15 protein-coding genes are annotated in these 19,268 nt (G+C 38.3%); 4 read left to right on the forward strand and 11 right to left on the reverse strand.

Annotated elements, in window-relative coordinates; genetic code table 11:
* From M901_RS06725 to M901_RS17465, 3 genes are all read left to right on the forward strand, one after another.
* Window positions 1-1,023, forward strand: a 1,023-nt coding sequence (locus tag M901_RS06725) for a hypothetical protein (RefSeq protein WP_021277438.1), incomplete at its 5' end; no start/stop codon positions are given.
* Complete coding sequence (locus M901_RS06730; protein WP_021277443.1) at window positions 1,010-3,823, forward strand: hypothetical protein; 2,814 nt, start codon at window positions 1,010-1,012, stop codon at window positions 3,821-3,823. The genes M901_RS06725 and M901_RS06730, both read left to right, overlap by 14 nt.
* Before the next feature lie 15 nt (window positions 3,824-3,838).
* The gene (locus M901_RS17465; RefSeq protein ID WP_021277441.1) at window positions 3,839-4,099 is read left to right on the forward strand and encodes a Kazal-type serine protease inhibitor; all 261 of its coding nucleotides are present in this window, start codon (window positions 3,839-3,841) and stop codon (window positions 4,097-4,099) included.
* A gap of 6 nt (window positions 4,100-4,105) precedes the next feature.
* Here M901_RS17465 and M901_RS16365 read toward each other — a convergent pair whose 3' ends face one another.
* From M901_RS16365 to M901_RS06745, 3 genes are all read right to left on the reverse strand, one after another.
* A complete protein-coding gene (locus M901_RS16365) occupies window positions 4,106-4,969 on the reverse strand; it encodes a PstS family phosphate ABC transporter substrate-binding protein (RefSeq protein WP_198295358.1) in 864 nt (287 codons plus the stop codon).
* Entirely contained in the window at window positions 4,962-6,656 is a 1,695-nt protein-coding gene (locus M901_RS06740) for a hybrid sensor histidine kinase/response regulator (protein WP_034721028.1), read from the reverse strand. Before M901_RS06740 ends, M901_RS16365 begins: the two co-directional genes overlap by 8 nt.
* A gap of 207 nt (window positions 6,657-6,863) precedes the next feature.
* On the reverse strand, window positions 6,864-7,883 hold the full coding sequence (locus M901_RS06745) for an FAD-dependent oxidoreductase (protein WP_081653371.1): 1,020 nt from the start codon (window positions 7,881-7,883) through the stop codon (window positions 6,864-6,866).
* Between the two features lie 94 nt (window positions 7,884-7,977).
* Between M901_RS06745 and M901_RS06750 the strand changes: the two genes are divergently transcribed.
* Complete coding sequence (locus M901_RS06750; protein ID WP_021277435.1) at window positions 7,978-10,296, forward strand: Tex family protein; 2,319 nt, start codon at window positions 7,978-7,980, stop codon at window positions 10,294-10,296.
* Window positions 10,297-10,329: 33 nt separating this feature from the next.
* Here M901_RS06750 and M901_RS06755 read toward each other — a convergent pair whose 3' ends face one another.
* From M901_RS06755 to M901_RS06790, 8 genes are all read right to left on the reverse strand, one after another.
* Window positions 10,330-11,205: a M14 family metallocarboxypeptidase gene (locus M901_RS06755; RefSeq protein WP_021277444.1), complete on the reverse strand. Its 876-nt coding sequence runs from the start codon at window positions 11,203-11,205 to the stop codon at window positions 10,330-10,332.
* A 23-nt stretch (window positions 11,206-11,228) separates the two neighbouring features.
* The gene (locus M901_RS06760; protein ID WP_021277439.1) at window positions 11,229-11,906 is read right to left on the reverse strand and encodes a PilZ domain-containing protein; all 678 of its coding nucleotides are present in this window, start codon (window positions 11,904-11,906) and stop codon (window positions 11,229-11,231) included.
* 2 nt (window positions 11,907-11,908) lie between these two features.
* Window positions 11,909-13,069: an efflux ABC transporter permease gene (locus M901_RS06765; RefSeq protein ID WP_021277437.1), complete on the reverse strand. Its 1,161-nt coding sequence runs from the start codon at window positions 13,067-13,069 to the stop codon at window positions 11,909-11,911.
* Window positions 13,069-15,189 carry a 3-hydroxyacyl-CoA dehydrogenase NAD-binding domain-containing protein gene (locus M901_RS06770; RefSeq protein WP_021277434.1) on the reverse strand — a complete coding sequence of 707 codons (2,121 nt, stop codon included), beginning with the start codon at window positions 15,187-15,189 and terminating at the stop codon, window positions 13,069-13,071. Before M901_RS06770 ends, M901_RS06765 begins: the two co-directional genes overlap by 1 nt.
* Before the next feature lie 14 nt (window positions 15,190-15,203).
* The gene (locus M901_RS06775; protein WP_021277436.1) at window positions 15,204-16,499 is read right to left on the reverse strand and encodes a thiolase family protein; all 1,296 of its coding nucleotides are present in this window, start codon (window positions 16,497-16,499) and stop codon (window positions 15,204-15,206) included.
* Window positions 16,500-16,704: 205 nt separating this feature from the next.
* Window positions 16,705-17,739: an opacity family porin gene (locus M901_RS06780; RefSeq protein WP_021277432.1), complete on the reverse strand. Its 1,035-nt coding sequence runs from the start codon at window positions 17,737-17,739 to the stop codon at window positions 16,705-16,707.
* 164 nt (window positions 17,740-17,903) lie between these two features.
* The gene (locus tag M901_RS06785; protein ID WP_021277433.1) at window positions 17,904-18,149 is read right to left on the reverse strand and encodes a hypothetical protein; all 246 of its coding nucleotides are present in this window, start codon (window positions 18,147-18,149) and stop codon (window positions 17,904-17,906) included.
* Between the two features lie 60 nt (window positions 18,150-18,209).
* On the reverse strand, window positions 18,210-19,268 hold a 1,059-nt coding region (locus M901_RS06790; RefSeq protein WP_021277440.1), incomplete at its 5' end, for a hypothetical protein.

Raw genomic sequence — 19,268 nt, forward strand, 5'->3', positions numbered from 1 at the left:
ATTGGTTCTAAATTCGCAAATCTCCAAGGCTCACCAGACAGGGCCACGAAGTATTCTCTAACAGCAGCATTAGAGTCGAAAATCACATTAACTAATGACTTAAAATTCCTATCATATGTTGGGTTTCGTTATGAGACAGGATCTTCTCGAGTTGATTTCAACGAGAAGAGATATACTCCATCATCAAAGCTAGTCTATGACTATGCTTATATGAACTACAATCTCTTTGATATCATTGATCTTCAGGCGGGAGCACTTGATAATACAGACTCACGTGCCACATCTTCTTTAGTAAACTCTTATGTTTCATTTTTAGGAGTGAGACAGAGAATAAAAGTTGGAGTGGGACCTTTAAAACTAGATCTCATTGCCACTCAGGCCATGCCATATAATGATGATCTCAACGATAACTTTGGAGTTGTTGAAGAAGGGACGCCAAAATTCTATTCAGAAATTGCAAATATCGGACTTGATATAAAAGGAGCTAAGCTCAATGCCAAAGTTGGCCACTATGCTTATGAACAGCTCTCAAGCTCTGTTGCCTATAATGATCGCTACTATGGAAACTCAGTCACGGGAAGTGATGAGTTCAACTCGTCATATGATTATAACTTCAAAGGTTGGATCTATGGAGGAAGTGCAGATTTTTCTATTACAAACTATCTCAATGTAAGACCAGAATTTGAAATGGTTAAAAACGATGAGGCAGATCAAGGAAAGAATGAAGGACGTTATACAACGATAAGATTTGAATCAGAAATTAGAGACCATAAGGTCTTTATGACTCTTGGAAACTTTGCAGTTGAATCTGACACGGCACCATCATTCTACAATAAATCAATCTATAAGAATGATTACGAAGGAAACTTTGTCACATTCAAAATTGAGAACCCAGAAGATTTAACAACGACAATTAAGTTTACAGATAGAAAGGCCCAAAACACAAAGGCCGGATCTGACAGATATCTACAAGATGAAAAAGTTTACTCAATATCTTTAAGGAAGTCTTATGACATTTTCTAAGTTTAGCTTTGTAACGACATTAGCACTAACGACTCTACTCACTGCGTGTTCGGCCACAGTTGATGAAGAGAAGAAAGTTTCTGACAGCACACAATTTGCTGAAAAAGTAATTGATGCTCAAGGGAATATCTCGATCTTAAATTCGACTGACCCTCGCTACACGATCAAGAGCCTAAAACTCTATGACAAGAATAAGATAGAAAACCTTAGAACAGGATCAGTTGAGTCTTATCAAATTACAGTTCAGGCCTGTTTTTCAACAAATATCAATAGACCTGTAAATAATAAGATTGTAAAAATCTATGACAATCAAAGAAAAATCTCGAAAGTTGATTCAACTGATACAGAGGCCTGTATTTATCTCTCAGAATCAATTGATGTAGAAAAAGATAAAAAGAAACACTACAAGAAGTTTATTCATACAGTTAATTTTGAAGGATCGACATTGAAGCCAATCAATGTTGGTTTCGCCTTTAACCCTTATGAAGGAAGTTTTGTAAGGCTAGATAGAACATCTATTAACCTAGATGCCCCAGTTGAATCGAAGTTTTCAGTGAATGATACAATTGTTATGAGCCGTATCAGATTCACTCCAAAAGGTTATGGTAAGGAAGATCCAAGAAATGACAATAATGTCATCGACAAGCCATTTGTGGCCAATACATGTTTTAACATAAGATCAAATAACGAGAAAATGAAACGTGAGAAAATTGACGTTATGATGATCAATAAAGAAACTGGTCGCGTTATGAAGGCCAAGGACTTCACTCTTGATGAGTCAGGATGTGCCGAAGTATCTTTCAGCATGCTTCATGAGAGATATACAAATACAAGAAGAATACCTTTTCAATTTATCGTTAAGGCCAATAACCCAAAACTAAAAGGTGCCGTAGTAGAAAGAGATGTTTGTCTTTATCCATGGTCTAACTCTGGTTGGGTATTTGGACACGATACAATCTCTGGTCCTTGTCCAGCGGATTCTAAGGATCAAAGAGCGAGAATCTTCCTAGATGAAGTTAATTATACTTTCCTAGGACACGATCAAGAAACGGGATACCACCTTAATAAGAATCTAGACCTTGTTATGGTAAAATCATATGTTGTTAACATGTGGCCAAAGATTGATTATGGAAACTTTGTTCACCACCTCGACCCAACAGAACCTCTGTATCAAGGTGACTTTAGACTCAAGGTACTCTTCTTAGCACCAACAGAAGGTGATATTGAACTGACACCTGAGAACTATAAGAAGTTTAAGGTTATCTCTGCAACAAGTAAGATTGTAACAGTTGAGGCCAAGAGACTTAAGGCAAGAATTGATATGCCAATTAAGTTCAACGATATTCCATATGTTCACACAAGAACATATGCAGTAGTTAAGCTTGAGCCTGTTGAAGAAACAGAGAACTCTCTTCTACCGGCAATTGCAGCAGGGACTTTCCATGCTTCAAGTAAGTCATTTAGATCAATTCTTCACACACAGGTTGATATTGATGATGTGATTACAAAAGAGAAATCTAAACTCGTAGAATTAAGAGGATTCCTAGATGATCTTTTCACAGAAATTAATGATGGTGGTCAAGCTGAACTTATCACTTACCAACTTGGTGGAAAGAGCGAGAAGAACGCTGAGCAGAACTTTATCGAACACACAAAGAGTGAAGATCAAGAAGACTTTGTTAATATGACTCTTAGTGCAGCTAAGAAGAAAATTGGAAATGATCTTAAAGATAGTGACTACGAGAAGCTAATGAATGATAGCTACTCATACGACACAATGAAAAAACTTTGTCGCCTACTATTTGATACAAAAAAGACAAGAGAATTTCTATGGATGGGTGGAGAATACGCAGATACAAGTATGAGAAAGTGTATCGAAAACCCAGAAGAGATGCTTAATATCTCAGCTTATAGCCATATTCAAAATATTGCTGGTAAGCCAGAGGTAAAATTCTCTAATACAATCAGTATTCACAAAGGAACGGGAAAAGGAAATTTCCATGGAATTTCTGATAGAATTGGAACTTCAAGAAGAATCAATGCTGGACTGAGCATCTCGGCCAAGAAAGAAATCTTCGGTATCCTCTCTGTTGGTGCAGGTGGCGGACTCGATGTCTCAAAAATGTGGGGACATGACATGCAAACAGGTAATTCAAATAGAGAAGATACGGGACACTCGATCAATCTCTACGCAGATATGATCTCACTAGAATTTGATGCAATTACAAATAAGTGTGTCACAATTGAAGGAACTTATAAGTATGAAAGAACTCTTGTTGATGCTGACTACTACAAGTACTACGCAGCAACAGGTATGGCCATGGGTGGAATTGGACCAGTTTACTACTATAAGAAAGTTCCAAATAAGCAGAGATTAAGAATCTGTTCTGAGTCTAAGTCTAAAGAGAGACTGACTGAGTCTTGGTACTACCTAGGAGAAGGACACCAGTTCAATACAATCCTAAGAGATAGACTAAGTATCAAAGAGAATAAGTATATGGTTATGATCAGAGGAAAGAAGAATATGGCAAGATTTGCTGAATTCTTTAGAAGATCGAATAAGGAAATCTTTATGAAGAAGGTAAAGAATACGATCCTACCAGATACATATATGCAAAATGCTTTCACAGACTTTAAGTCAGCATTTGATAAAGACCATGACCTTGTCTCTGACATGGCCATTCCGGGAACAGTAGAGAAATATGACGCTCTCGAAAATGGAGACGATCAATTCTACGGAGAACTTCCAGTAGAAGATTTCAACCCACTGACAAGTCCATTTGGTACATCTAATAAATAATGATATAATGGCCCTATGAAAAATAGGGCCTTTTTTATTTCTTCTCTTTTAAAGACGACACTACTTTTGCTCGTCATCTCATGTGCTAACCAAAACTCGAGCACAATCTCCTCTGATTCAACGAAACTCAATAAGAGTGAGAATAAGGAAGCTCAGCAATGCATATGCATGCTTATCTACGATCCCGTTTGCAGCGAAGGCAAAACCTACGGTAATGCCTGTGAGGCAAAATGCCAGGGTGTAAAGAAATACACCAAAGGTGCCTGTTCACTATAAGCTGAATTAATAAGGTAAGAAACCACTTTGCTTAATCACATCTTGAGAATCACGATTTCTAAAATACTTAATAAGCTCATCAATAATTGGCGGTGATTTTTCTTTAGCAAGAAGACTTAAAGTTCTTCGATAATGATAGCTCTTATTTGAGAGATTCTCTCGTGTTGGTGCGATCCCCTCTATTTTTAAGGCCGTGATATTATCAAAACGACCTTTTCCTTGTGCTCCTCTATGGGAATAAGTCAAATAATGTCCAAGAGGAACCCAAGCAATAGCATTTGGAAAGGAATTCACTTCTTTCATAACACGACGATGACTGATAAAGCCTCGAAAGCTCTTGGTCAAAGGCCCTCCGACATGACTTAACTTTTTAAAGGCCACATGGGTTCCATGATCACTACTGGGCCCAGAAAGTCTTATCTGTGCCCCACTATCCCATCCAAGCTCCTCCCAAGAAGTAATCTTTCCCGTTAAAATCTTCTTAATCTGCAAAAGAGTTAGATTACGAAGGGGATTTTCCTTATTTATAATAATTGCAATTCCATCAACTGCTATAGGATGAACCACAAGACCTCTATTCATCTCACTCTCTCGCAAGTCACGGGAGATCATTCCGATATGATGACCACTATGAAGAGCATGTTCAATTCCAAAAGAGCTCCCGCCTCCATTGACATTGACAATGACCGAGCGTTGTTTCGAGAAGTTATAGCCAATGATCTTCGCTAATGGATAGAGCGTTGAAGAACCTTTCAAAATGATCTTAATCCTCTCGCTTTCACTAGGTTTTTGAGCTTGTGCCCATGCTTGAGAACTTCCTAAGAAGTTAATTGAAGCAAGTCCCAAGGCCAGCAGGAATAAATTAAGCAATCTTGGTATAATCATGAGCAAGAACCTCATTAAGTGATTCAATAGAAGTTGGTTTTGTTAGGCAGTGATCAACAATCTCAAAATTCTTATTCTTAGAAATGAGGTGCTCCTTATTGTGATGATGGGCCGAGTTCAAGATAACTCGAAATGTCTTAAGATTTTGCGACACAATACTTTCAATGAGTTCTTCACCATTCATCTTAGGCATTTCTAAATCAACGATAACTGTGTGGTATTGATATTTCTGAATAAGATCAAGGGCCTCAAGTCCATTGGCCGCAAAATGAGGGATATAGCCAGATTTTTCAATAATCTCGCCCATAATCTCTCTCATAATATCCTCATCATCAACGATTAGAATATTCTCTAGTCCCAGTTTTTTCTTACCCTGTTCACTGATCTCGTACTTCTTTGCACTAACGTTACTTTCAATTTTAAAGTCTTTAAACTTTATAATAAACTCTGATCCCCATCCTAGTTTAGAAATCAATCCAACCTTGGCACCAAGCTTCTTTGTGACAATATCTTTAACAATATCAAGCCCTAAACCAGTACCAACTCCAACCTTCTTAGTTGTAAAGAACTTATCAAAGATTCTCTCTTGATTCTCCTCACTAATCCCCGGGCCATCATCTCTGACAATTAATTCAAGAATCCCCTTATTTAATTGAAGCGAAATTTCAACAAAACTTCCTTGCTCCTTTAGCGCATCAAAGGCGTTAGATACAAGATTAGACACAACTTGAAAAAGAAGAAGCTCATTTCCCTTAAAGAGAATTTCCTTTTCTTTTAACTCATCAGAGATATGAATTCTAAAATCAAATTTATCTTGATCTTGTGAGGCACACATCGAATTATAAATTTTATGAATCAGCGGAATTAGAGAGATTTCCTCAATCTCCTCACTTTGATCATGCTCATAGTGGGCAAAAGAATTTATCTTCTTAACTACATGGAGAATACGATTGGAATTAAAATCAATATTATCTATATAACTACTCAACTTAGCGTTTGTACTGAGCTCTTGTGATGATTTAAAAAGCAATCGAATACGATTGACCTCTCCCATAATAATCGCCAGAGGGTTTTTCACTTCATGGGCCACTGTTGTTGACATCTGCCCGATGGCAATTAATTTCGCATTCTGCTTCATTCTCTTCTCTAAAATTTTAAGTCTTATCGAAAAGATATATGAAAGAAAGAGCATCATGATAAATGTTGATGCAAAGATGATAAGATGCGAGAAGAGACTCTTTCTAATCTTTAGCTTATATGGGGCCATATCAATAGATAAGGTCACGGCCCCAACCACTTGCCCATTTCGAGTCGGATCCACGATTTTCTTATAGAAAGTTTTAACATCTGAAACTTTATCAAAGTTCTTTACCTTTCGATCAGAGATAGGATCGCCAACTTCATCATAGAAGGCAATTTTGACAATTTGTCCATCATCAACAAGTGCGTGAACTAAGAGATTATCAATGGCGGAAATATCATACTCTGCAACAGAATTGCGACTAATCTGAGAAAGAAATGAAACTGTTTTTTGAGCATTGAAATTTAAATTTTCATAAACCTCATTCTTGTAGCCATTATAAGTAAAGACTTGGATAACAAGCTCAATAAGGAGTAAGCTTCCAATAAAGAAGAAGATCAATAGATTTTGGCCACGAAGAATTTTGTTCATCCCTAGCACTATAAGGGAGATCATGAAGTTTACGGTGCAAAGATTAGTTAATTTTTTTGAAATAGAGATATAAGCTCTAAGTCTCTAATAACTCAGTAGAAAAACTCGTTCAGAACTTCTGCATTCTAGATAATATTAATTTAACTTATGAATTTTAAAAACCTTCAATACAAAGATATGCCCACCATTCTTGGGTTTCAACAGAATTTACTGACCAATATCACCTAAACCTAGCTCCTGCAAAATGATCTTGGCACCATAGAAGGGAAAAGAAAATCCGTTCTTGTAGAGAGAGGTCATGGCATAAATACCTGGCTCAACCACTCCTGCAAAAGGTGTTCTCTTCTTTCCCTTATGTCTAATTCCTGTAAAGACCTGCGCTTGATCAATTGGAGGAAATCCATGATCTTTAAAATATGACCCAAGCTTGAGATATTCTTGTTCCAATTCATTGTGGTGGTGCTCATAAATAACACCTTCCTTTGAAGTCCCACCAAAGAGAAGTTGCTGAGTTTCTTTACGATAGATAATATTAAAATGACCTCTACTAAGAACAGTACTGCTCTCAAAGCGATCATCAGAATAATTCTCCCAAATATAGTAACTTCCACTAACCGGCTTACCCACTGGAAGACACTCTCTTTGATAGAAGAACTTTGTATAGTAGGAACTTGCAAGTAAAATAGTCTCACAAGTATAGTCGCCCATTTCAGTTGAAACACTATTGACCGAGACTGATTTCACACACTCCTCAAGCTTTGTGACTTTTAACAATGAGCTCTCTATTCTTTGATCTATAAAAGATAGAAATGATTCAGGGTGAATAACAAAGGACTTTTTAAAAACACCCTTGGCCCCAAGGACTTCTTGAAAATTATCTCCGTAGCGTCGTTTATATTGGGTGAGTTTATTTTCATTCATCCCCTCTTCGTAGAGATAGAATTGCTGGGCCTCAAAGACACCATCAGGCTTAAATTCAGTTACAAATTTTTCAAAGGCCAGATGAGACTTCACAAGAATATCACCCAAATTCGAGACGCCACTTTCGTGAACCCCCATAGAGACAACAGAAGTTGTTCTAAGAGTACAATTGGGATAACTCTCTTCATCAAAGAGCTGAAGAATATTAAACTCTCTCTCCAACGACGCCAGCTCCCATAACAGACACTTAGCAGCAATACCGTTACCGATGATGATGAAGTCAAATTGATTTATTGATTTTCCCATGATTTATCCACGTTTTTGAGATTTTACGTTGCCAGATTCAATCATAAAACCCTAGAATTTTAATCTGTTTTATCACGAAAGGGAGTTTTAGAAAATGGATATCGACAATAACGCGGTACTGTATTGTGTAGAAAACACGGAGATTTCAGCAAAGCAGATCATGACAGTTCTCATCATGTTATATCAAGAGGATTGTACAGTTCCATTTATTACAAGATATAGGAAGGAAAAGACTGGTGGTCTCGATGAGACGCAAATCAGAAATATCCAAGAGAGCTACGAAGGTTATATTGAAAGAGAAAAGAGAAGAGAGTTTATTCTTGAGGCGATTAAGAAATTAGAGCTACTCACTCCAGAGCTAGAAAAGAAAATCAAGGCAGCTTCAACTCTTAACCAATTAGAAGATCTCTATGCACCATATAAGTCCAAGAGAAAGACTAAGGGAATGACGGCCAAAGAAGCCGGTCTAGAGCCATTCTCAGAGCTTATTCTGACAACAAAAGCGTCAATGGAAGAGATTGCTAAAGAAGCAGTAAAGTTCCTAAATCCAGATAAGAAAATCAAAACCTTTGAAGATGCAATCAAAGGTGCCTGCGATATCTTAATTGAGAAATTTGCTCACGATAGTGAAATCAAAGAAACTCTAAGACATGAGTACTGGAAGAGTGCTGTTATTAAAACATCAAAGAGAAAAGATGCAGAGACAATCAAGGACTTCGATAAGTATAAGGACTACTTTGAGTTCGAACAAAGAATCTCGGACCTTAGAGAGGCCAAGGCTGGACACAGATTCCTGGCCATTAGAAGGGCCATGACTCAGAAGATCTTAAAGGTTGATGTTGTCGCTGATGAAGATTATGCCGTGGCACTTATTAAGGATACATACTTTAGCGATCCAGGACTTAGCCTTGTTAAAGTTTTAACAGACTGTGCTCAAAAGGCCTATAAGAACTATATTCACACATCTCTTGATCTTGAAGTGAAAACTGAACTCAAGAAATTAGCAGATGAATCAGCCATTGATGTCTTTGGTGCGAACCTTAAGAACTTACTCCTTCAACCATACCTCGGGCCAAAATGTGTCCTTGGTGTTGATCCAGGAGTTGTGACAGGTTGTAAAATCGTCGTCGTTGATGACACTGGTAAATTCCTCGTTGATACAGTTGTCTATCCTCACCCTCCAAAGAATTTTGTTGCTCAATCGGCTAAAATTCTTGAAGCGATGATTGATCAATTTAAAGTTGAGTATATCGCAATTGGAAATGGAACATATGGAAGAGAAACACTGGCCTTTATCGAAGACAATGTTTCACAGGTTAAAGATAATAAAGTTAAGGCCACAATGATTTCTGAAGATGGGGCCTCAATTTATTCAGCATCAGAAATTGCGAAGAAGGAATTCCCTGATAAAGACGCCACTGTTAGAGGTGCGATCTCTATTGCCAGAAGATTTCAAGACCCGCTTGCAGAACTAGTTAAGATTGATCCAAAATCAATTGGAGTTGGTCAGTACCAACATGATGTGAACCAGACAAAGCTTAAGAAATCTCTTGATGGTGTTGTAGAATCATGTGTGAACTATGTTGGTGTTGATCTCAACACAGCAAGTGCCCCACTCCTCTCTTTTATTTCAGGAATTGGTCCAAGTGTAGCAGGAAATATTGTTAAGCACAGAGATAAGAACGGTCTTTTTAAATCAAGAGATGAGCTTCTCAAAGTGTCTAGGCTAACAAATAAAGTATTTGAACAAGCGGCAGGTTTTTTAAGAATCTACAATGGTGAGAACCCACTTGATTCAACTTTTATCCACCCAGAAAGATATAATATATTAGAAGACTGGGCCAAGGATAATGGTGCAGACATAAAGGCGCTGGCCTCTGATAAGGCCCTTGTCGATAAACTTAAGACAGATAAGAAGCTTCAAGATGAGATTGATCAATTCACACTAGAAGATATTGTTAAATCTCTCACGGCACCTTCACAAGACCCGAGAACAGAATTCAAGACAATGGAATTTAGAAAGGATGCCAAGAATATTGAAAGTATTAAAGAAGGTGAATGGTATCCAGGAATAGTAAAGAATATCACTCAGTTTGGGGCCTTTGTTGATATCGGAATTAAAGAGAATGGGCTAGTTCACATCTCTCAAATGGCCGATCACTATGTAGAAAACCCTCTTGATGCCCTCAAGGTAGGTCAAGAAGTTAAGGTTATGGTTCTCGAAGTTGATTTAAATAGAAAGAGAATTGCTCTAACTTGCAAGACAGGTGAAGATCATAGGCAACATGCAGGTTCAATTGGTGGACAATCTCGTGGTTCAAGACCAAGAAAAGGTAACCAAAAACCTAAAGCTGATAATAATGCACCTTTAAAGAATAATGCTTTTGCAGCACTAAAGAATTTTAAGATATAGAATGACGAGGCCCTCGATTTGAGGGCCTTTTTATTATTTAAGAAAGTTTAGCGCCCCAACAATGGCCGCAACCTGGGCCTGAGTACATTGCTCATCATTCACCCTCGGACTATCCGGATAAACTTCAGTCGTCGTATTATACTTGGCCTTTGAAAAACTAGTACAGAGATAAACCTTATCAATAGGATAATTGATCACTCCTTCTTGAGTGGTTTTTTCACCAATAATCCTCCCCTCATCATCACTTGGTGCAATATGAGTCACCTGTCTAACAGAGTCGATAATGGCCTTTTGAAAAGCATCACAAGGATTTTCAGTATCACCTACGAGGTAGAAACCATCTGGAATCTCCCACTGATCTTGCTCAATCCCATCTCTTTGGGCCAGGGCCGGTCTAAAGACAGTATTGTCAGTATCAGTAGTTTCATGAAGATCGAGATGGGCCAAGAAATCATACCCAAAGCTATTCACCTTATTCATTAACTGATGACACTCTTCACTCTTTCCACCACTAAAGAAGTTTCGATTGGGATCAACAGCAGAGGGATTCCATCTATTAATTGTTTCATAACCCCACGGACTAATACATGGTGCAACCACAAAGTTAAATTGGTCTATATACTGATCGATCTTTGTTTCTAAGAATCTCAGGGCACCTTGCACACCACTTGTTTCGTAACCATGAACTCCCCCAGTAATAAGAATATAAGGAAGCTGTGAAGAGGACACGATCTCAAAGAGAAAAAGAGGATAGCGTTTAGGATCAATTGGTAAGCTGCCATACTCGTGGCACTTATACTTCTTACTAAGTTCTCTAATTTTCTTAAGAACCTCATCTTCATATGAGCGCTTGATCTGTTGATCTTTAAACCAATTCTTACGGTCTTCTTCATTCCATGGCGTTGCCATACAAATCTCCTATCACTTCTATTTTAAATAAATTGAATTCCGACTTTAAAAGATTCAATCATATCTTCTGTTTGTCGAATAGACATGACCTTACCTTTAATTCTCTTTGACAGCTCTTTTCCATCAACTGAGAGAACAACTAGGTGGTCACCTTTTTTGAACTCAGCAGGATCGTTAACCTTTATCCCCATTCCCCCCTTACTCATATCATAGAGGGTATAGAAATCCAGAACATCCAACTCTTCTGTCTCAATATTGAGTTTTCGAACACCAACCATCTGACCTGTTCGGGCAGACTTTCTAGGAAGCTCACGTTTGTGAACATTTGCGGCCTCATCTTCTCTTTCAACCAGCTCAACTTGTTGGATAAATGACTCATTGAGGACACTTAGCTTTGTTGGAAGTGGCAATAGAATCCCCTGAGCATTAAGATCTCTCATATCAAGCTTACAAGCAATACAGCGCCCCTGAGCAAAGAGAAATACAGGTTCACCTTCTTTGAAGCGAAACCCTGATTTATTAGTGGGACGTATTGTAAATATCTTCTTTATTTGATCAACTTTTTGAACTAAGCAATAATGAACAGGTCTCTCCCCATCGACTTTAGTATTTTGCCAACACCAAAGCTTAGTCTTATTCTGGGATAAGGCCTTTAAGATTCCTGCAATTTCTAAATCATCAGTTATAACTTCTTGAGACATAATTATCTGCCCACGCTCCTAATGAGTTGAAGAAAATCTTCCTTCTTTCCAAAGAATCGAGAATTGGAAAGATACGAAAATATTATCGTCACAACAGCTGGTATTATAAGCGAAAATACAAATGAATCAAAACTTATCAAGATAGGAAGACTCCTATCAACAAACATTTTTGGCATAACCGCTGGTGAGTACTTCTTAAGAAGCATCAAAAAGCCCAAGGCCAAGAGATTCCCTATAAAAAGAGATGAAATCGTAATAATTGTAATATTAATTGAAGACATTTTCTTAATCTTATCAAGAGACATTCCAAGAATCCAAAATGAAGCGAAGTCTTGCTTAATTCGAGAATAGAAAATACTAAGACCACTGGCAATTGTCAGAACCACAAGAATCACAGTGGTCATAAAGAGAAAGAGTGTCACATTATTTTCCATGGCCAGAGCATAAACCAAAGTAGAATTGAGCTCTTCCCAACTCTTTATTGTCACATTGGTTTTTTCAAGCTCTTTTATTTCCTGGAGCGAAAGAGGATCATAAACTCTGACTCTATTGAAGACTTTCTTTCTTAAAATCGATTGCGTATTCCTAATATGGGTCCATGCGTGGAACTCATCAATATCTGGCTCATTGGTATTGATATACTTCTTTATTAGAACCGACTTATGACGGGGAAGATCCCCAAAGAAAGTATCCGTGTGCGAAGGCGAAATAAATTGGATTTGATCATCAAGATAAGCATGGAGCTTATGAGCAAGAAATGAAGAAAAGAGAATTTCTTGTTTTAAGATTTTCTTTGGAAGAAATTCTGGAAGATAATGATCTGGAGATACGCCGTGAATTATCACAGGAACGATATGCCCCTGATTTCTAAGCAAACCTTCAATTTCAATTTCTTTAGTAAATCTTTTACTATTATTATCAAGCCAAGAAATCAACTGTTCTTGATGAGTCTTTCCTGGATCGACAGTAATCGTATAATGACCAGAGACACCCTTGGCTCGATTAAGTCTATTATTTTGCAATCCCTTCAAAGCTGACTGAACAACTAAGAGGGAGAAGCTTGAAAGCATCAAGCCCGCCATGGCCATCAAGAGAAGGCCTTGGCGAGTTTTTGCTTTGAAGATATATTTTACAAAGAAACCGAGAAAGTTTGTTTTAAGCATTATAACTCGTAGAATTTCTTCTTCTGAGCCACAAGATCATTGATCAACTGGCAAGGAGTGTAACGATCCTTATCTACAGTTTCAGCATGCTTATTTAACTCTTCTTGAATTCTTTCAAGACCTTCACTATCCGCATACTTTAACAGTCCACCTCTAAATGGAGGGAAGCCAATACCAAAGATAAGACCTAAGTCAACATCAGCTGCAGTTTCAACGATCTTATCAGTAAGAACTGTTGCCGCTTCATTAATCATTGGTAAGAAGATTCTCTTTTGAATTTCTACTTCTGTCATTTTCTTAGAGGCTTTAGGGAAAAGGGCCTGTGCTTCAGGGTTGGCCCCTGTCACTTTACCTTTATCATCGTAGAGATAGAAACCTTTACCATTCTTCTTTCCTAGAAAATCTTTCTCAACAAGTCTTCCAGAAAGTGAAGAAGACTTAGCTCTATCACCTAGCCCATCATGAATAATTTTTGCCACCTTTTGACCAACATCAATACCAACTTCATCTAATAGACGACAAGGCCCCATTGGCATTCCAAAGTTCAAACAAGCATCATCGATATCTTTCATCGAAACACCTTCTTCAATAAGGAAGCCTGCTTCATTCATATATGGCATAAGGATTCTATTAACAAGGAACCCTGGTCCATCATTGACAACAACAGGTGTTTTCTTAACTTTAAGAACCCAATTATAAAGGGCCTCAATAGTTTCATTAGAAACACCGTCGTGTTTGATAATTTCAACAAGAGGCATTCTATGAACAGGATTAAAGAAGTGTAGTCCCGCAAAACGAGAGTTATCTTCTAGGGCCTGGGCCATTTCTTGCACTGAAAGTGAAGATGTATTTGTCGTCAAAAGTGTCTTAGGATGGACTTCCTTTTCAACTTCTGCGAAAACCTTCTTCTTAATATCCATATTCTCAACGACTGCTTCAATAAGAAGATCAACTCTTGGGAATCCCCTATAGTCTGTTTGTGTTGAAATTGAACGTTGCTTCTTTTCGAAGTCTTCAAAAGACATCTTTCTTCTTTTTACGGCACCCATAAAATTTGATGAAGACTGCTTAAGCCCAAGCTCAAGACCTGCAGGATTAAGATCCTTCATAATAGGCTTCATTCCATTATTGGCCATAAGCCATGCAATTCCACCACCCATTGTTCCAGCACCGAGACAAGCTCCTCTTTCAAGCTTAGGTAACTCAGCACCAGTTGAATGAGGATATTTCTTAGCACCTTCTACCATGAAGAAGATATGCTGAAGATTCTTTGATTGATCAGAAACACATAACTCTCCAAAGGCCTGAGATTCAGCCGCAAGATAGCTTGTACGACCTTTTAGCATACCGGCCTCCATCACATCGAGGATCTTTAGAGGAGCTTGGTAGAATCCCTTTGTTTTCTTAAGAACATTCTCTCTGGCCTTTTGAAAGATAATTTTCTTAGTCAGAACATTATCCGTTGCCATCTCTTCAAGAGAGTCTTTGAAGGACTTTTTCTTGGCCTTAGTCTTAAAATGCTTAGGCGCATATTCTAAAATTCTTTCCACTGGGTAAATCTCTTCAACAAGTCCGGCCCTCTTCGCCTTTTTCCCGTTGAGAGTTTTTCCTGTTAAAATCATATCGAGTGCAGTTGGTAGCCCCACCTTCTTTGGAAGACGGAAAGTCCCACCAAAACCAGGAATAAGTCCAAGCTTAACTTCAGGAAGCCCCATCATTGTTCCCTTCGCATCAGTTGCGATGATCTTTGAACAAGATAGAGATAATTCCATTCCACCACCAAGACAAACTCCATGGACACAAGCAATCGTAGGAATTTTCAGGTCTTCAATTCTATTGAATATCTTCTGCCCAGCTTCTGCTCCAGCTTGTCCATCACTAACAGTCTTCATGGCCGAGATTAGATTAATATCTGCTCCCGCAAGAAAACATCTGTCTTTGTGTGAGTGAAAAAGAACACCATCTAACTCAGAAGTTTTACCGTGAAGCTCTTCAACGATATCCTGAAGTTCTTTAAGTGTTTCTTCATCTAATACTGTCATGGCCTTATCACAGTTATATCCAAAACCAACCATGGCCACTTTATCTTTTACTTCAAATGAAATTTTCTTATATGTCATTTTAAAAATCCTTCTTACTTAATTAAGTTCTCGATAATTGCAGCACCACCTTGACCACCACCGATACAAAGTGAAGCGATTCCGTAACCGGCCTTTCTCTTCTTTAATTCGTGAGCAAGAGTCACAAGAAGACGTGACCCAGTTGAACCAACAGGGTGTCCTAGAGCAATTGCTCCCCCATTAACATTGAGCTTCTCTGCAGGAATTTCTCCCCATAGAGTTTCAATATCAAATTTATCTGCAACTGCTCTTTCAGTGAAGGCCTTCTTAACAGCAAGGATTTGAGCGGCAAAGGCCTCGTTGATTTCGATGAGATCCATTTGCTCTAGAGTCATTCCTGTACGAGTAAAGAGTCCATCCATTGCATGTAGAGGTCCCATTCCCATTCTCTCAGGCTCAAGACCGTGGAAGTGATAATCTACCATTCTGGCCATTGGCTCTAAGTTATATTTTTTGACTGCTTCTTCAGAACAAAAGAGAATTGCCGAACCACCATCTGTGATTGGACAACTATTTCCAACAGTCACTGTTCCTGACTTTCTATCAAAATATGGTCTCATTTTTCCAAGACCTTCTACTGTTGAATTATCTCTAGGCCCAACATCAGTGGCCAGAAGCTTTTCTAGTTTTGCTCCATAAGCAAGAGGAACAATTTCATCGAGAAATTTCCCTTCTGCCATGGCCTTAATCGCCTTATGGTGTGATTCATTAGCATACTCATCTTGTTGTGCTCTTGTGATTCCAAGCTCACGAGCAAGAAGCTCTGCAGTTTGTCCCATATTTAAACCACAAAATGGATCAGTTAGGCCTTGCTCGATAGCAACGATTGGTGAAAGATAAGGAGGTCTAAAAGCAGAAATGGCCTTGACCTTATCACCCATAGTTTTGGCCTTCATCACATTCATAAAGAGCTCAGTCATCTCTTTAGAATAAATCAGAGGCATATTAGACATAGACTCAACCCCACCGGCCACAATAATATCAGAGCGACCTGAGGCAATTTTTAAGTAACGCTTGTGAAACGGCCTCCAATCCTGAAGCACAGTTCTATGTACAGAGTAACCAGAAGTCTTCTTATGTAATCCCGCTTCTAACCCAATAACTCTCCCGATATTTGGATACTTTGCCGGTGTTCCCGTGTTTCCGAAAATAACTTCATCAACAGCATCATTTGGAATTGTTGTGTTGTCTAAGAGATTTCTCACAAGGTAAGCACCAAGATATGGAGCTTGAATATCCTTCAATGCAGTCCCGGCCTTAGCGTGTGGAGTTCTCTTCCCTTCTACCAGATAAACAGGTTTAAATGACATAAATGGTTTCCCCTTAAAAAATTTATATTTAAAAAATAAAACAAGTGTTCGATAACAAAAATTGTAATCGAACTGAATTCTAAATGCTAGGAAATAAAGAATTTTTCGGGGAAAATCGCTCAGAACTTTATGGCAAAAATAAAAAAGGCCCAGATGATTATCTGGGCCTTTCGTTATAGTATTTCGGGATTAGGTCGAATCAATCTTAGAAGTTTAGTGAAAGACCAACATTGACTGAAACCACGTTGGCCTCTTCAATATCAGTTGCTAAATTTCTTAATCTTACTTCATCAGAGCTTGAGTTATTATCTCCCTCAGCAACACCAGAAGTTAGTGCTCTTTCAAAGTTTACAGCTAACTCAGCTCCAAACATTGGAGTGAATTGAACAACGGCACCAGCAGTTAAGCTACCAGCTACGTTATTTGCTGAAATCTTCTCATCACCATAAGTTTGACCATTATAAGTGAATCTTTCATTTTCAGTGTACTTAAAAGATCCTCTATTATAAGCGATTCCCGCTCCAGCAAATGGTCTAATCTTTGAGTCGACTGAGAAGAAGAACTTCCCGTGTGCCCCAAAGCTCATTTGCTTAAAAGAGATCTCTCTCCCATCTGGGTAATAATTTGAGTAGTTATTGTATGCATAGTAGCTATTACTTGCATTTGAAAGATAAGCATTATTCTCATCTTTCATATCAATGCTGACATATCTAAAGCTTACTCCCACAGCAATTCTTGGGTGAACTCTATTTTCAGCAGAGATTTTCATATTGAAATTGGCGTCGAGATCATTATTCTCGCTGGCAATATTCATGAAACCACCAGAAATAGTGATATTATTTCTCTTATCTTCCTCTTTCTTTTGTGGCACTGGTGCAGGTGCCTGTACTTTAACAGGTGCTGCATATGTAGTCGACACTTGATCCATGGCCTGCATTTGACCATTAAGAGCTTTCTGTAGCTTTCTCGCTAACTTTCTCTCTTCTTCTAATCTCATGTCTTCGATCTTCTTACGCATCATTTGTTCATGCTGAGCTTCGAGTTTTCTACGAAGAGCTTGAATCTTGTCCGCCTGAGAAGGTTGCTTCTTTTCTTTGTAAAGACCCTCAATATCGATTTGATCAGTGTTCACAACCGATTGAGTTTCATTTAATAATGGGTCCTCTTGTGCATAACCTGAAAGGTTAAAACCAATTGCCATCAAGGCCAGTAATGCAGAGGCTTGTTTTCCTCTTTTCATAAGTTTCTCCTAGTAATTCCCGTACTATTAAAGCTATTGAGCATTATTTTTATAACACATCACAACATGCTTTTGTTTGAATCTGTAATATTTACGCAGTGCATTTGTAAGATTAGACACTTATCTTACTTAATCGAAGATGAAGATTTCGTAATTTCAATAAGTTACTTCTGAATAGAATAATAGCGAAAAGTCATATCTCCAGAGGGATCAATCATTTTCTTCATGAAACAGACGGGATTAACGGTACCAGCAGTACAGTTTTCATTGGCCACAAAACGCTCTTTAATAATCCCAAAGACCGAGGCCATGATGGCCACAACTGCTGCCAATAAGAGAGTATACTCAACGACAACTTGTCCTTGCTGTGATTCTCTTAAATGGCGAGTCATTCTTTGGATAGATAGCATAGCTCTATCTTAACAAATTTAGACTTAAAAACTAGGGTCCCTAATTTGCCTTATTTACCATCACAGGAAGTGTCTAAAGTCCTTAGTCTCCATAAGAGAGCTCAAAAGACCAAGCGGTCCCTTCTTGCAAGGACCAATATAGTAGACATCTTTAAGCTTTTCACCCTTGAGTGCAAAAGCTCCATCTCTAAGAATCATTTTTTCAGGAAGGTTGAGGGACTTGGCCACCACACCAGAGATAACATCATCACCAAGACAAATAGATTCAACATCCATCTTCGACTCGATAACCCCTTCTTTTATAAGAAGCTCAGAAATCTCACCAAAGAGGAAGTCTTCTTTTTCAGCATGATGTCCTTTAGAGAAAACTTTAATTGTTACTTTTTCAGTTTCAGGATCTGATGTCTCTATCCAAAATGGGAATTGAGAACCCATATACTTAGAAGAGAACTTAATATAAGGCAGGTCTCTATAATGAGTCTTACTCTGTCTTGTCACCAGCTCATAATTTCCATAGAGGTGGGTCGTATCTAATTTAAGAGGGATTCTACGAGGACGACCACCAATGAAAGTTAGCTTTCGAGGATGAATGATTCCCTCAAAAGAATTTAATTCTACACACCATGGTTTACCACGATGAAACTTCCACTCTCTGATCTGAGAGTCTCTAAAATTCCCCCCACGCAGCTCTAGCAGCTCCCTTAGCTTGTGAACTATATTTGAAGTATCAAGCTGATATCTAGGTCCAATGAGACAACAGAACAGATGAAAGGCCTCAATCTTTGGAATAGCAATAGTTAAGACATCGTGAAAGATGGCCCTCATTCCATAGACAAAGAGAGCTTTGCTATCTTCAAATTCTTTTCCCATCATTATCTTCTGATAGAAGATCTGGAAAATATCGCTCATATAATCTGGGCAATGATTAGAGAATGTAGAGAAGTTAAAGTTTTGTAGAGTTTTAAAGCGACACAGAGTTTTCCCAAGTCTTTGTGTCATATTAAAGTAGGCCTCGTTAAAAGACTCTTCCGTAATACCACCAGAGTCGATAAACTCGAGAATCTCATAGAAGAAGTCTGGAAACTTTCTCGCAAGCTCGACAAGATTTTGATAGGGATT

It is taken from the genome of Bacteriovorax sp. DB6_IX, assembly GCF_000447775.1.
GTDB lineage: Bacteria > Bdellovibrionota > Bacteriovoracia > Bacteriovoracales > Bacteriovoracaceae > Halobacteriovorax_A.

Bases quoted from the DNA above. Each gene is read 5' to 3' on its own strand.
- M901_RS06730 (WP_021277443.1), top strand. From the start codon at position 1,010: ATGACATTTTCTAAGTTTAGCTTTGTAACGACATTAGCACTAACGACT.
- M901_RS06780 (WP_021277432.1), bottom strand. From the start codon at position 17,739: ATGAAAAGAGGAAAACAAGCCTCTGCATTACTGGCCTTGATGGCAATT.
- M901_RS06770 (WP_021277434.1), bottom strand. From the start codon at position 15,189: ATGACATATAAGAAAATTTCATTTGAAGTAAAAGATAAAGTGGCCATG.
- M901_RS17465 (WP_021277441.1), top strand. From the start codon at position 3,839: ATGAAAAATAGGGCCTTTTTTATTTCTTCTCTTTTAAAGACGACACTA.
- M901_RS06755 (WP_021277444.1), bottom strand. From the start codon at position 11,205: ATGGCAACGCCATGGAATGAAGAAGACCGTAAGAATTGGTTTAAAGAT.
- M901_RS06750 (WP_021277435.1), top strand. From the start codon at position 7,978: ATGGATATCGACAATAACGCGGTACTGTATTGTGTAGAAAACACGGAG.
- M901_RS06785 (WP_021277433.1), bottom strand. From the start codon at position 18,149: ATGCTATCTATCCAAAGAATGACTCGCCATTTAAGAGAATCACAGCAA.
- M901_RS06775 (WP_021277436.1), bottom strand. From the start codon at position 16,499: ATGTCATTTAAACCTGTTTATCTGGTAGAAGGGAAGAGAACTCCACAC.
- M901_RS06760 (WP_021277439.1), bottom strand. From the start codon at position 11,906: ATGTCTCAAGAAGTTATAACTGATGATTTAGAAATTGCAGGAATCTTA.
- M901_RS06740 (WP_034721028.1), bottom strand. From the start codon at position 6,656: ATGAACAAAATTCTTCGTGGCCAAAATCTATTGATCTTCTTCTTTATT.
- M901_RS06765 (WP_021277437.1), bottom strand. From the start codon at position 13,069: ATGCTTAAAACAAACTTTCTCGGTTTCTTTGTAAAATATATCTTCAAA.
- M901_RS06745 (WP_081653371.1), bottom strand. From the start codon at position 7,883: ATGGGAAAATCAATAAATCAATTTGACTTCATCATCATCGGTAACGGT.